Origin of the sequence: Halomonas sp. B23F22_3, from assembly GCF_043496965.1 — a bacterium.
In the GTDB taxonomy this organism is placed as follows: Bacteria; Pseudomonadota; Gammaproteobacteria; order Pseudomonadales; family Halomonadaceae; genus Halomonas.
In genome coordinates this window covers 347230-361830 of the sequence record NZ_JBIEKG010000002.1, presented here as the reverse complement: position 1 = coordinate 361830, position 14601 = coordinate 347230, and the positions used below count along the sequence as shown (strand labels likewise).

The 14601-nt window shown below is 62.2% G+C and carries 10 protein-coding genes; 4 read left to right on the top strand and 6 right to left on the bottom strand.

Annotated features, from left to right (window positions below):
• Positions 1 to 3: 3 nt before the first annotated feature.
• Both ACGTNG_RS05260 and ACGTNG_RS05255 read right to left on the bottom strand, forming a co-directional pair.
• Complete coding sequence (locus tag ACGTNG_RS05260; protein WP_394575902.1) at positions 4 to 2028, bottom strand: CocE/NonD family hydrolase; 2025 nt, start codon at positions 2026 to 2028, stop codon at positions 4 to 6.
• Between the two features lie 34 nt (positions 2029 to 2062).
• Entirely contained in the window at positions 2063 to 3367 is a 1305-nt protein-coding gene (locus ACGTNG_RS05255) for an ATP-grasp domain-containing protein (protein ID WP_394575900.1), read from the bottom strand.
• 252 nt (positions 3368 to 3619) lie between these two features.
• Here ACGTNG_RS05255 and ACGTNG_RS05250 point away from each other — a divergent pair, with 252 nt between their 5' ends.
• Positions 3620 to 3922, top strand: a complete 303-nt coding sequence (locus ACGTNG_RS05250; RefSeq protein WP_394575898.1) for a winged helix-turn-helix domain-containing protein — start codon at positions 3620 to 3622, stop codon at positions 3920 to 3922.
• 15 nt (positions 3923 to 3937) lie between these two features.
• Here the strand turns inward: ACGTNG_RS05250 and ACGTNG_RS05245 are convergent, their stop codons facing one another.
• The 3 genes from ACGTNG_RS05245 to ACGTNG_RS05235 all read right to left on the bottom strand — a co-directional run bounded on the left by ACGTNG_RS05245 (position 3938) and on the right by ACGTNG_RS05235 (position 5931).
• Positions 3938 to 4297, bottom strand: a complete 360-nt coding sequence (locus ACGTNG_RS05245; protein WP_394575897.1) for a hypothetical protein — start codon at positions 4295 to 4297, stop codon at positions 3938 to 3940.
• Positions 4298 to 4608: 311 nt separating this feature from the next.
• Positions 4609 to 5247, bottom strand: a complete 639-nt coding sequence (locus ACGTNG_RS05240) for a hypothetical protein (RefSeq protein WP_394575895.1) — start codon at positions 5245 to 5247, stop codon at positions 4609 to 4611.
• A gap of 120 nt (positions 5248 to 5367) precedes the next feature.
• Complete coding sequence (locus ACGTNG_RS05235) at positions 5368 to 5931, bottom strand: hypothetical protein (RefSeq protein WP_394575894.1); 564 nt, start codon at positions 5929 to 5931, stop codon at positions 5368 to 5370.
• A gap of 597 nt (positions 5932 to 6528) precedes the next feature.
• On the opposite strand from ACGTNG_RS05235, the gene ACGTNG_RS05230 reads away from it, so the two are divergent.
• The gene (locus tag ACGTNG_RS05230; protein ID WP_394575893.1) at positions 6529 to 7740 is read left to right on the top strand and encodes a GGDEF domain-containing protein; all 1212 of its coding nucleotides are present in this window, start codon (positions 6529 to 6531) and stop codon (positions 7738 to 7740) included.
• A gap of 30 nt (positions 7741 to 7770) precedes the next feature.
• On the opposite strand, the gene ACGTNG_RS05225 is transcribed toward ACGTNG_RS05230, so the two are convergent.
• Positions 7771 to 10353 carry a sensor domain-containing phosphodiesterase gene (locus ACGTNG_RS05225; RefSeq protein ID WP_394575891.1) on the bottom strand — a complete coding sequence of 861 codons (2583 nt, stop codon included), beginning with the start codon at positions 10351 to 10353 and terminating at the stop codon, positions 7771 to 7773.
• 267 nt (positions 10354 to 10620) lie between these two features.
• Between ACGTNG_RS05225 and ACGTNG_RS05220 the strand changes: the two genes are divergently transcribed.
• On the top strand, positions 10621 to 12603 hold the full coding sequence (locus ACGTNG_RS05220; RefSeq protein WP_394575889.1) for a sensor domain-containing diguanylate cyclase: 1983 nt from the start codon (positions 10621 to 10623) through the stop codon (positions 12601 to 12603).
• 146 nt (positions 12604 to 12749) lie between these two features.
• Entirely contained in the window at positions 12750 to 14483 is a 1734-nt protein-coding gene (locus ACGTNG_RS05215) for a PilZ domain-containing protein (protein WP_394575888.1), read from the top strand.
• Positions 14484 to 14601 lie beyond the last annotated feature (118 nt).

Genomic DNA, 14601 nt, shown 5'->3' with positions numbered 1-14601 from the left:
CGTTCACACCAGCGAGCGCGGCAGGCGCAGGTCCCAGCTGCGGCAGAAGACCCGCGTCTCGCCCTCGAAGGCATCCAGGGTAGCGTGTAGCCGGAAGGTCTCGGCATCCGAGGTCAGGCGCGTGCGCGTCACGGTGCGCACCGCCCAGTCATCCCGGGCGAGCGAGCGCTCCCAGTGGGTCGTGCCCTCCAGCGAATCGAAGTCGTCGTTGCGGCAGGCGTAGGTCTCCACCGCCCGGGTCGCCACCTCGATCCCCGAGTCCTCCAGGCGGATGCGACCGTTGTCGTTGACCACCTCGAGGATCGACAGGTCCGCGGCCAGGTCGCGGTGCACGTACCAGTTGTGATGGCCGGGCTCGAGGCGCGTGGTCTCGATGCTCGGCGCCGCCTCGGGCTCGGCGAAGGGGGCCAGGCGACTGTCCTCCTCGCGGGGCGGACGCACCGGCAGGTGCAACGCTGAGCCCCGATCGAAGAGCGTCAGGCGCACCGGCTCGGGTGGCGCCCAGGCCAGCGGCCAGTAGGAAGAGGAGAGCGACAGCCGCAGCCGATGGCCGCGAGGGAATACCTGGGCCACGTCGTTGAGCTGCAGGCGCACCCGATAGCGACGCCCCGGCTCCAGGGGACTCGGCGAGGCGTGGCTCTCGCGGTGGGTCAGGTTGAGCAGGCCGTAGGTGACCCGGGTCGCCTTGTCGTCGGGGGCCACGTCGCAGAGGCGCGCCGCCACCATGGCCACCGGCCGGTCGGCGGCCAGCTCCAGCTCCACCACCGCCGCCCCCATCACCTCCAGCGGTGCCGTGAGCGGCGGGCTGTCGAAGGTCAGGGCGCCGCCGTCCTCCTGGCGCTGGTCGTGGGCCAGGTCCGGGCCGGCGGCATAGGAACACCACTTGCCGGCGAAGAGCCCGCAGGTCAGCGGCGACTGCACGGTCAGCTCCTGCTCCTCCTCGCCGGGATGCCCGTCGAGATGCAGCCGGTCCGGCGAGAGCGGCAGCTTGACCTGCACGATGTTCGGCGACGGCCAGCAGGGCTCGGCGACCCATCGCCCCGGCCGGCAGCCCACCTTCGTGGTCGGCGGCATGCTGTCCTGCATCCATACCTTGAGCGCCGGCTCCTGGGTCACGCCGGTGTCGCGCCCCTTGAGCCACTGATCCCACCAGCGCACGCACTCCTGCAGGAAGCCGATGGCCGGGCCCGGCTCGCCGAGATGGGGATACTTGTGGCTCCAGGGGCCGATCAGCCCCTGGCAGCGCTCGGGCAGGTTCGCCACCAGGCGCTTGACGGCGTTGGAGTAGCCGTCCGACCAACCGCTGACCGCCAGCACCGGCACCTGCACCCGCGAGAAGTCCTCGCAGATCGAGCCGTGGCGCCAGTAGGCATCGCGGTGCGGATGCTCCAGCCAAGTGGCGAGCCACAGTCCGCTGCCCTCGAGGCGCCGGTGCCACATCGCCCGCCACTCCTCGCCCACCACGCTGGGGTCCGGCGGCAGCGAGTTGTAGGCGAACATGGTCGAGGCCCAGGAGAGGTTGTCCCCCAGCAGGCAGCCGCCCATGTAGTGGACGTCGTCGGCGTAGCGGTCGTCGGTGGAGCAGACGCTGACCACCGCACCGAGCTCGGGGGGCTGGCGGGCCGCCAGCTGCAGGCCGTTGAAGCCGCCCCAGGAGATGCCGATCATGCCGACCCGGCCATCGCACCAGGGCTGGTCGGCCAGCCAGCGCAGGATCGCCTCGCCGTCGACGAGCTCCTGCTCCAGGTACTCGTCGGTGAGCACGCCTCCGGAGTCGCCACTGCCGCGGATGTCGACGCGGATCGAGGCATAGCCGTGGCCGGCGAAATAGTGGTGGTGCTGGGCGTCGCGCCGCGCCGAGCCGTCGCGCAGCCGGTAGGGAATGTACTCGAGGATCGCCGGCAGCGGCCGCGAGTCCGCGCCTACCGGCAGCCAGAGACGCGCACACAGCGCGACGCCATCGTCCATGGGGATCCACACCGGATCGTGGCACTCCACGCGATAGGGGAAGTCGGTGACGGTACGCATGGCATCCTCCTCTCGTCATGACCGTTGACGACGCTCAGGCCTCGCCTTCCTCGGGGAGCGGCTCGATCTCGAACGGCAGCATGCGCCGGCACTGCTCGATGCGCGCGTCCAGCGTCTCGCGATCGTCCGCCCCGATGAACAGCACGCCCAGCTCCCAGGAGAAGGAGTCCTGATGCTTGAGCTCGGAGAGCCGCATGCCCTCCTCCACGTTGAGCTGCACCAGGGTGCCCGGAAGCGCCGCCTCGACGCGGCGGATCTCCTCCTCGCTCGGCACCCGACTCACCCGGCCATTGTCGAAGACCCGCAGCATCTGCTTGGCGGCCACGGCATAGCGCCCCTCGCGATGGGGCATGCGCGGCGCGATGCCCAGCGCCACGTCCACCATCACCTGGAAGTGCGGTGCGCCGTCGACCAGTTGGAAGAGCGCCGCGTGGGAGCGCGAGAGGCGCGCATTGACCTCGAGCAGCCAGAGCCGGTCGCGCTGCTCGTCGTGGAAATACTCGATGTTGAAGGGCCCGTCGTCGTAGCCGATCCGGGCGATGAAGCGTCGGGTGAGCTCGAGCATCCGCTGCTGGAGCGCCTCGGGCAGCGAGGAGGGATACTGATAGCGCAGCAGCACGGAGGAGTGCTCGGCATCGCGCAGGCTGTCTACGATGCCCACCAGGCGCACCTCCCCGCCCTGCACGTAGCCCTCCAGGGTGACCTGACGCCCGTCCGAGATGATCGCCTCGGCGATGCAGTGATGGCCGGTGACCGCCGCCACCTCGTCGGGAAGCGCAACATGGGCGCAGACCTCATCGAAGGGCCGGCCGAAGCGCCCGATGCCCTCACGAATGAGCGGCAGCACCTCGCGCAGCTGGTCGGCGCTCTCGACCCGGAAACCGAGGTGCGAGGAGTGTGCCTTGATCGGCTTGAGCCAGAACGGATACTCGATCTGCACCGACTCGACGGCTCGCTCGTCGAAGGGGTCCAGCGACTGGAAGGCCGGCACGCACTCCGGCACCGAACGCGACTGCTCCAGCCGGCTCCAGTACTTGTGCTCGCACTTGAGCACGGCATCGAGCGACGGGCCGGGCAGGTCCCGGGCCTGGCGCAGCACGGGCAAGAGCCCGCTGGTGGGGAAGTCCCAGTAGCCGACGATGGCATCGACCGGGCCGTCGAAGCGCTCGAGCTCCGCCAGGGCGCATTCCACCAGACGGTCGAAAGGGTACTCCTCGGCGTGCACCACCTGCTCGAGGGTCAGCAGCGGATGAAAGGCATACTCCTCGGCGTGACGAAGGTGCGGCAACAGGCGTTGCGCCAGGCGGTCCTGGCCGACGATGAAGACGTTCCAGCTCATGGGCATTCCTCCAGGCGGGCCATCCCATGGCAGCGAACCATCGCGTCGCGTCCCACCCTCCATCATGGCAAGCGATTCGCGAATCCGCCTCCGGGATGCGCGCCGCCCTTGCCCTTTGCGCGAGCGCCCGCCGGGGCGTGGCAGCGAAGACGACGAAGCCGCTAGACTGCAGGCAACGAGGCGCGGCATGCCATGCGCGTGCCACTCGCCCACGCCCGACTCACGACCGATAAGCCCACAAGGATGCACCGCATGACCCTGAGCAAGACCCGCACCAGCTTCTACCGTCGCCTCTACGTGGCCCACCTGGTGGTCAGCGGTGCCTCCAGCGTGCCGGCCATCATGGAAGCCACCGGCATGCCCCGGCGCACCGCCCAAGATACCCTCGCCGCCCTGGCCGAGTTGGACATGGTCTGCGAGTTCGAGCACCTGACAGGCGAGCGCCACAACATCGGCGCCTACGTGATTCGCGACTGGGGGCCCATCGACCCCACCTGGGTGGCGGAGCACGCCGAACGGCTTCGCGAGGCCCTGGGCTACCCACCCCAGCACTGAGGGCGCGGCCCGTCGTCAGCCGTTGCCCTTCGAGGGGAAGCGATAGCCAAGGGCCTCCAGGGGCGCCCGTAGCGAGGCCGCCAGCGGCGCGGCGTTTTCATCATCAGGCGCCCAAGGCAGAACGACCACGTCCGCCTCATCATGCTCGATCAGCATTACCTCGCCGCAGCGCCGACAGGTTTGGACATCACCGCCCGACGCCGCCTCGCCAGAGGCCAGGTCATCGACGCCCTCGCCGACCTGCACCGCCTCCCGCGGCCAGAGGGTGACGGTCTCGCCCGCGGGGTTCACGGCGCTGCCGAGCGGCGCCCCGCAGGCCAGCAGCATCACCGCCCCACAGTCGCAGGCCAGCCGTTGATAGAGACCGTTGCTCATTGTGCCCTCCCCGATCGATGGATAACGCCTGAAGGCAGGCGCCCTGAGTATGGCAGCCCTGTGCGCATCCTCCCGACCCGGTTCGCCGCAACCTGGCCAGGGGAATCGGCTGGGTATGCAACGCCCTGCTCTTTGCCGCCTTGGTGATGATCCTACTGTTGCTGCTGGATGACCGGCTCTGTCAACAGCGACGGCTTAAGATCCGGGTTCGGCCAGGAGAAGATAGTTAGCCAGCGCTGATATAACGCCCGCCATAAACGGCGCAAAGAACGAGCGTCAGGCGACCGAAGGGAGAGCATTTAATGGCTTGGTTATATAGCATTTGCGTACCATGCTGCCGTCAAAATGAAAACTAGAAACAACACTGCCTGAAAAAACGTCCATCGGATCTGTGACATGTATGCCTTTACGGCTACATGAAACCCTGCCTGCCTGTCTCCCGAAGTTTTTTTAATCTTGCGCGCTATTAGCCACTTTACCCAAAATGGAAATGGCCTACCAAACTCAACTATTATCCTTGAAAAGTCTATATCAGTTTGCAGCGCAATACCTCTTTGTTCGGCGCACTCTTCGATTTCATCTTCATTTTCTTTATGCTTGTCTAACACCGGCTTCGCGAGCTCCATTACCTTTGATTGAATCTTATTCTGGATTTCACAGCGAAGCGAATAATATTTAGCAACAAAACCTGAAATGGCCGATGCCACTATAACAACCAAGCATGCCTTAAAGCCTTGCTCTGATAGGTGGGGCAAAATAGATTCAACTTGCGTAACAAGAAGAGCAGAAGTGGCTCCTGTACCTGCAAGGAGCCACACCGAGAATTTATCCACCAAAGGTGATGTTTCAGACATGCTTTGGAATAGCGCAGAAACGAATCCATGCTCCGCGTTTTCCCTATTTAGACGATTCCACTCCATTAAGGGGTCATCAGGGTTTGAATCGGTCATGGACTCTCCTTTGTGATATTACGGTTTGCTGAGGCGCGCCGGCCAAAGCGCTTCATTACAGGCATCCACGTGTGCCGGCGTCGCCTTGAGCAAATTGTTAGAACGTTCACGCGGCCCCGTCTACTCATGAATTTCTAGCCAGGATTTCGAGAATCCTTTTTGGAGATCGGGCTCAATATTTTCGACGAGGTCCCGAGTCACGGAAACAACCGCCTTGTGCCATTTGTCCACGGATTCTGGGGTAATCGCCTTCTCTAGGTCGTGCAAGGTCTTGGACTCATCGCTCAGCAGACGCTGCGCTTCCCGTAAAAGCAATCGTTCAGACGAATACTGCAGCTTCTTATACTTAGGGTGAGCCATTTTGTTTCGAAGCCGTGCCAATTCGCGTATATCAGAAATTGGCTGTTGACTCTTATCGAATCCAAGGCCCACAGACTCATTGATGAGCCTAAGTTTTGCGACTGGTGATGCCGATTCAAAGTCCGAAAAGTCGTCCAATAATTGAGGCCCAAGGGAATTGACAAGAGCCTCCAACGATAATGCAAGCAGAGAAGCCGCGGCCATAAGATCCGGCCACTGCGGCGGGTCGTCCGTAATGACTTTTCGCACAAAGTGTCCCGCAGAGTGCAGGAACATCTCTGCAGGGAAGAAGTGGCGTGTCTTGTGTACAGTCGCTTCGGTCATATGCTCTCTAACAGGTATTTTAGACTGCGTACTCGATATTGCACTTGAACGCGCATGCACGTTTAACAATGTTATGCTGCACCCTCACCTACCCCCTAACTGAAATATCGAAATATTAAGAATAACTCTGCAGCATAACACTGAAGAGCGTGCTCGCTGCCTTTTCCGTCAGGGCCGCTTCGGGTCGACAGCCGCCTAGCGGCATTCATCAGCATAGGCTAACATTCCTCACTCGGCCAGAAGCGGACCATTCAGGCGAAATCATCAACTGACCATTGTTAGTGCAGCTTCGCAAGCAAACCTTGGAAGTCTTGACATCATCGCGTCATATCGCCAGCAACGCCAAGCATGTCTGATGTGGTGCTCCTGAACCTCGAGCGAGACCCGCGCCAAGTACCGGTTCATCTTGGTCAATACCGGGTGGGAGCACGGGCTTAATGCGATAGACGGTGGATGATATCAGTGACCATTGTCACACAGCCAACTTACCGCTACCTTGATACGCTTATATTACGCCAGAATGGCAAGCAGAGGCGCTCACCTCTAAGGCCAGAGTGGTGAAGACTGCAATCACTATGGGACGGGGAGAGTCGGCCTGTGTCATCACCCACCAGACGATACTTACTGCACCAGCTGACGGGGCAGTTTCGCGAAACGACCAAGGAGGCGATATATCGTCGGGAGGTCGCGCACAGGGTGCGGCTCGAGTCCGGCCTGGCGATCAGCGTGGCGGCGCTGGTATTCGGTATGTTCGCCATCTCCGACTATCACTACATCGGCGTGAGCACGGAGCTCTACCTGCTGCTCGCCATGCGCATGGTGGTGGTGGTCTCCTGCCTAGTTCTCGCTTTCCTGATCGTGCGTGCCGGCGACTATAACCGCCGAATCTGGCTACACGCCCTACCCCTCTGGATCCTGGCGTCGGGCATTATCCTGATCGTGCCCCTAAGGCCCGATAGCCTCCCCACTCAGGTCACCGCATTGCTGGTGGCTATCATGGCGTTCTACCTACTGATCCCCAACCTTCTGCCCGTGGTGGCCATCGCCAATCTCTACCTGAGCGTAGGCTTCCTGACCGCGGCAGTGACGATGGCCGACATCTCCGCAGTAGTCACCCTGCGCATCCTGCTGCTGGTGGTCATGGCCAACGTCGTAGGGTTCTTCGCACTGCTTCGCCTGGAAAAGCTACAGCGCAAACAATTCGCGCTCTTGGAGGACGAGCGTGTACGAAACCGCCAGCTGAGCGAAGAAATTACTCACCGAAAGTCGCTGGAGGCCCAGCTGCGCTGGGTCGCCGAACGGGATGCACTGACGGGCCTCGACTCTCGCCGCCACTTCATGACGCGAGCCCAGGGCCTGCTACACCGTTCACGGCACAAAAAGACGCCCTTCAGCCTATTCATGATCGACGTGGATCACTTCAAGGCCATCAATGATACCTGGGGGCACAGCCAGGGGGATCGGGTGCTTACGGCGATTGCGGAAACTTGCAAGCGATCCCTCCGGCCGCAGGACGTGATCGGGCGCTTCGGGGGCGAGGAGTTCATCGTGGCTCTGCCGGAGACGCACCTGCAGGATGCACAAATTGTGGCAGAGCGCCTGCAGAGCAAGGTCGCCGAGCTAGAGATGATGGAAGACATGCCCAACCACCGCCTCACCGTCACCATTGGCATCGCCGGGGGACTCGTCGGGGAAGTCGACCTGGACGACCTGATCCAGCAAGCCGACCGGGCCCTCTATGCCGGCAAGCACGGCGGCAGGAACCGGGTCGTGTTGAGTCCGAAAGTGGGAAACGAGGGTTGCAACTGAAGATGTGGTTGCCCGGCACCGCTTTCTACTTCAGCCCCCAACAGGAGCGGGCAGCAGCCCCGGCAACGCCATGACCTCCTCTCGCGGCATCGGCTTGGCGAAGTAGAACCCCTGCAGCAGGTCGCAGTTGCGGCGGATCAGGTCTTGCTGCTGCTCCTGCTCCTCGATGCCCTCGGCCACCACCACCAGGTCCAAGTGGTGAGCCATGGTGATGATGCCCTGCACGATGGCAGCGTTACTGCGGCTCGTCGTAATGTCCTGGATAAAGGCACGATCGAGCTTGACCTTGTGGATCGGCAGATCGCGCAAGTAGCTGAGGCTGGAAAAGCCGGTGCCGAAATCATCCAGCGCGACGCGCACGCTCATCGCCTTGAGCTCATTGATCAGCTCGATGGCCTGCTCGGCGCCATCGAGAAGCACGCTCTCGGTGACCTCCAGCTCCAGAAGCTCGGGCGGCAGACCGGCGTCGTCCAGAGCCGCCTGGACATCCGCCAGGAAGCCGTCGCGACGGAACTGCAGCGAGGAGATGTTCACGGCAACCGGCCCCCTCAGCCAACCTCCGGCATGCATGATCGCGGCGTCATGACAGGCACGACGCAGGATCCAGCCTCCCAGGGGGATGATCTGGCCGGTCTGCTCGGCCAGCGGAATGAACACACCGGGTGAGATCATCCCGCGCTCAGGGTGGTGCCAGCGGATAAGTGTCTCCAGCCCGCGAATGTGCCCGTTCACCGCTTCCACGATGGGCTGGTAGTAGAGCTCGAACTGATCATGACGCAGTGCCGTATGCAGGTCGTGACGCAACAGCACCGTTTCCTCGGTGACACGCTGCTGGCCCCCCTGGTACCAGTGCCAGGTATTGCGCCCCTGTTGCTTGGCGTCAAACACCGCCAGGTCGGCGCGCTGCATCAGCTCGTAGGCGTACTCCACGTTCTCGCAGTTACAGGCGATCCCAATGCCAATACTGGTACTGATATGCAATGGCTTGCCTTCTATCACAAAAGGACGCTCCAATGCGTTCAATACCTGCTCAGCCATGTCGATCCCGGCCTGTCGGCTGTCGAGGTTAGGGAGCAGCAGGGCGAACTCATCACCTGTCATGCGAGCCAGAGTGTCACCCTCGCCGATCACCTGGCGCAGCCGTTCGCTGACTCCCACCAGCAGCTGATTGCCGATGTGGTAACCCAGGCCATCGTTGACCGCCTTGAAACCGTCCAGGTCGAGGTGCATCACCACCAGCAGCCCTGACTCCCTCTGGACCCGCTCGAAGGCCGCCTGCAGGCACTCATCGAAGGCGGTGCGATTGGGAAGACCGGTCAGCAGATCATGAGTCGCCTGGTGGGTGAGCTGAGCCTCCTGCTCACGCGACCGGGTGATGTCCTGCTGGATACCGATGTAGTGTGTGCAGGTCCCGTCAGCGGCGCATACTGGGCTCAGCGAAAGGTGGTTCCAGAAAGGCGTGCCATCTTTGCGATAGTTCCGCAGGGTGACTTCAACTGAGGCTCGCGCACGGATGGCGCGACGAATGGCGTTGAGTGCTTCGGAATCAGAGTCGGGCCCCTGCAGAAAGCGGCAATTGCGGCCCAGTACTTCATCTGGCACATAGCCGGTGAGTCGATAGAAGGCGTCGTTGGCATATACCAGTGGCATGTCTGGCTGACTTGCATCGGCCATGACCACCCCATTGGGCGTGGCCTGGATGCCACGCTCGAGCAGGCGGCGTGCTGCTTCCTCCTGTTTACGGGCGGTAATGTCACGACAGATGCCGTACACCCCCACCACCGCGCCATCCACTGAGACCGGGAAATTGAGAATCTCCAGCCGATAGGGGTGGCCATCGCCGTGGGTGCCCACCGTTTCGTACTGGTGCGACCCGCCGTGCCTGGCAATATCGAACCCCGCCTGGGTCAACTCACGGTATTCGGGTTCGATGAATTCGTTGAAATGCTGGCCGATCAGCGCCTCTTCAGAGTACCCAGTAATGCGCGTGAGCGCTGCGTTACACCGCTGAAAGCGTCCCTCCAGGTCAAACGTATAGACCCCGTCAGGGTGGTTCACGAACAGCGAGCGATGCCACTCAGATAATGCCCGGTGGCTAATGGCGTCGCGATCGCGAACGATCGCTAAAGCGACAAGCGCCGCAGCCTGTTTCAGACGACGCCGGCTAATATCCGAGGGATAGCGCGGCTCGCAAAAGTAGGTACCGAAGGTACCCAGAAGCTCTCCCTGGGAATTCAGCACGGGGCTTGACCAGCAGGCTCGTAGCCCCTCTCGCTCAGCGGAGTCGCGGAACGCCGCCCAACGCGTATCGCTGCGGATATCCTCGGTGATCACCGGCTCGCGGCAGAAGGCAGCACTACCGAAGGAGGCCACGCCGGGGCCGATGGGTACCGCCTGTAGGCACGCATGGTAGGCCTTGGAGAAACGCTGGCTGGGGATGAGACTGAGCGTCTGTCGCCTGGCATCGAAGCGCATGAAGGCCACGATGGCCTCCGGCAGCAGGATCTCGATCCAGTGCGCGATGGCCTCCAGAGTGTCCTCAAGCGGGGCCTGCTGGGCAATCCGTTCGTGGACTTCTTGCTGCGCCTCCATAAGCGCCAATTCGTTGAGCACTCGCGAGCCTCCGTGCCTTTTATGCGCTCACGGTATAAAGCGTGATGCTTGACCGAGCAATGCCTTTCATTTTGGAATAGTGGCCGAGTGTGGCTTGACGAGCAAGCCACACGGGCGACACGGATTCCGTTTATATGCTGAGATGACGCCATACAGCTTTTGCTGGATACTGCGCGCGGTTATTCATGAGGCTGAGACTGCTTGCCCATGACATCCTGACTCCTTTGCCTGCAGGGACTGCGGCTGATCGGATTCGAGGTTCTGCCCTTGATCATCAACCTCCCATGGGCCCGCCTGACGCTGGCGGTCCTGCTACCCGTGGCGCTGGTCACCTTGACACTGACACCGATCTTCACCTCGCATCTGGAGGAGCGGATCGACGGCACACGTCGGTCGGCCGAGTCGCTTCTCTCGTCCGAGTACGACCTGCTCCTGCGGGGCATGAACGAGAGCTTTAATCAGGTGTTGGCTACCGCAGAGTACCCTCTGCTGCAACGTTTCCTATCCCGTCGGGACGGCGAGCAGACACCGACATGGGGACTGGCAGCAAAGGACGACTGGGAGCAACTGGAGGCATTGTTCGACACGTTGCTGACCCACTTCGGTCGCTATACCCACCTGACGGTGGTCGACACCGAGGGGCGCGAGTGGGTAGCCACCTCGACAGTGCCTCTGCTACCGCGGCCGCCAGTGGTAGACCATGGGGCGACACCCGCTTTCCGCCAAGCCATGACGCTGCAGGCTCGGGATCTCTATGTTTCCCCTCCGCGACTAGGCGCCTCCGGCAACGAGCAGGAGCCAGTGACCCCCGTCATCGATATGGCCACACCGATCGTCGATGACCAGGGCGAGCGCCTCGGCGTGCTTCTGTTCACCCTTGACTGGTCACAACTCACTGCATCACTCCCCCATGCCCGTGAGAGCCAAGCCGAGGCTCTGTTGGTGGATGCGCAGGGCGAGTGGCTATTACCCGACACCGTTCATGCAGACGAACGTTTCGGCCAACCCGTCACGGAACACTGGCCCGCTGCCTGGTCGGCCATGTCGTCCTACAACCAGGGTACGGTGACCCTGGACGACCACTTGCTTGCCTTCCGTAGCCACGACCTGCGCACGCAGCACTACCGCAGCCAAGCCGGCATGATCATCAGCGACCCCGGTACGCAGCCCTGGCGGCTCGGCATCCTGATGCAACAGCCTAGTTTCTGGGGGCTACTCAAGGAAAATCCGGTGCAGCTGCTGGCCATCGCCCTGGTTTACCTGTTGTCGGTGGCTTGCGGGGTGTTCTGGGTGCTCAGCAACCACCGCCTGCGCGAGCTACGACAGCGGGCGCTGCTGTTTTCCCGCGAGGCCCGCCAGTATGCCAGTGAGGTACAGGATCTGTACGAGCACGCCCCCTGTGGCTATCACTCGCTGGACAGCGATGGACGTGTCGTCAAGATGAACCGCACCGAGCTTGAGTGGCTGGGCTATCGCGCTGACGAGGTGATCGGCGAGCGCCACTACCGTGACCTCGTCACTCCAGCGACCCGAGAAGCTTTCGATGCAGCCTTCCGCCAGGTGCTGGGCAAGGGGCAGGAGGGCAGCGCCGAGTGCGAGCTGTTGTGTCGCGATAGCAGCCGCTTACCGGTAGCGATCCAGGCCACCGCCCAGGTCACCGAGGACGGCTTCCAGTACTCTCGCGCCACGGTGTTCGACCTCAGCGAGCGCAAGGCACTAGAAGCACGCCTGGAGCGACGCGCGCTCACCGACCCGCTCACCGACCTGGGCAACCGTCGCTATCTGGAGGGTCAGGCCGCCATGGAGATGGCCCGCGCCGAGCGCAGCGGGGCGCCGCTGTCGCTGATCGCCATCGACCTTGACCATTTCAAGCGCATCAACGACACCTATGGCCACGACGTGGGCGATCTGGTGCTGCAAGCCTTCGCCAAGCTAGCCCGCCAGGTGCTGCGTGATGGCGACGTGCTGTGCCGCATGGGCGGTGAGGAATTCGCGGTCCTACTGCCCGATACCAACCGGGAGCAGGCCCTGCGAGTCGCCGAGAGGCTGCGAGAGACGGTCGCCACCAACCCCGCTAGGGTCGGAAAGGACACGACGGAGGACGGCACGCTGGCCTACACCGCCTCGCTGGGTGTGACGCTGGTTAGCGCCGGGGAGAGCACCTTGAAGCCGGCGATCAAGCGCGCCGATCAGGGGCTCTATGCCGCTAAGGGGACGGGGCGTAACCGCGTACGATGGCAGGCGACCTGAGCCACGACCCGCACGGGCAAAAGTGCAGGCTTTGACCAGCTGATTGCTCTGCAAAGAAAAAAGCATATAGTCTACTTGTATGTAGAACTGCTCCATATCCTTGATGTGAACCAATAAAAACACCATCGCATGCAAAGGTATCCGACATGGTTCTCCCCACTCTGTATGCCAACCCATCAGCAGCGGTAATTCGCTCACTGCTGCAACACACCCATGACGTGTCGATCTACGCCAAGGACATGGCCTACCCGCTGAGGGCAGAGGTCCAAGACCTCGACCTGAGTAGTGGGCGATTGGTGTTGGAAGTGGCATATGCCGGCCCAGATATCGAGCGCTATCTGGTCAACGGTGGGATCAGCTTCGACCTGGAGGCCATGAAGGGTGCCAAGGCCATCGAGCGAGAGTCCTACAGTCTTAGCAACGTCGCCGCCAAGCTGCTCAAGACCGATAGCACGCTCTATCATCTGGAATGCCAGCTCCCGGATTCCGTGTTCGTGGCCGAGCAACGTGGGGCAATCCGTATTCCCTTTGTTCTTGGCATGCAGACCCGAGTCAGCCTCGAGGTCTATCTGCACGAGCTCAATGTGCCGGGACGACTGCGTAACCTGTCGGTGGGAGGCTGCATGGTCGATATCGACCTGGCCGAGAGCGTCGCCATCAATGTTGACCAGGAGATTCCTGGCATCACTCTCGAGTTTCCCAATGGGGAGAGTTTCTTCGCCGAGGGCATGATTCGTCACATCCGCCCCTTCGGTAATCACGGTTATGCCGCGGTCGGCGTGCAATTCATCAACCTGAGCACGCCACAGTCGGAGGCGCTGTTCCGCTATGTGAACGAGTCGGAGCGTGAAGCCGCCTACCGCACGGGAGCCAACGACAAGCTTGACTACCACTCCCCGCTGTTCAGCCCCGGGGCCAAGGAGAAGAAGATCCAGCAGCGCGAAGCCCAGGAGCGCGAGAAGCGTTCCCGCCAGTCGCCCATGGAGCGCGGCGTCATCGATGTGGCACATCAGCTCCAGGTGGGGCTGATGTACATGAAGTCCCGCAATCTCTTTCCCGAGGAGATCTTCTACGACTGCGTCGATACTCTGCGCTACTTGGTGGAGCAGGATCGCAAGGCGTTTCTCTACGCCCTTTCGTTGTTGCGCGACGAGCCGGAGTGGGTCCGCCACGCGGTGCAGGTCGCCGGCCAGCTGGCCGATATGCTGCTGATCCGAGACCCACACGACCCCAGGGTGCGCGAGGCCGTGCTGGGCGCCCTGCTGCACACCCTGGGCAAGCCACTGCTGATCGGCCCGCAGCTCCCATCGCTCAAGGTCAACATGAACCCAATGCAGAAGGAGATGCTCACTGGCCATGTGGCGGCACTCTCACACAAGCTGCAGGCGCTTGGCTGGTCACCGAGTCTCTACTGCCGCGAGATCGTCGAGAACGCCAACGAGCGTCTGAACGGTACAGGTTATCCGGCAGGCAAGCGCGGTGATGTGCTTCCTGACCTGGTGCGCTTGATCGCGGTGATCAAGGCAGTCAACCGACTGATGCATACCCGCAACGGTATCCCGCCGCGCACGCCGCTGGATGCTTATCGCATGATCAATGAAGCCGCCTCGGCCTTCGACAAGACGGTACTGGTGGAGTACATCCAGGTCTACGGACTCTACCCGATCGGCAGCCTGGCCAAGTTCTCTGGGGGATTCCTCGCCTGGGTGATGGATATCGACAGCAAGGGAATGCCCAGCAGGGTGAAGGTGGTCAAAAACCTCCGCTTCCCTGATACAAACATCAGCAGTGAGCTGAGCAGTAGCGACTTCATACAGATCGGCAAGCTGGAAGACATCGTCAATCCAGCCGACTACGGCGTGAAGGTCATCAAGGTCTAGCGTAAACGAAGAAAGCCCCTGGTGACGGGACGACACCAGGGGCAAGCAATGATCAGGGAAGCGCCTCTTGGGCGGAGGCACAGTGCCAATGCCTATACAACAGGGGCAAGGCACTTGA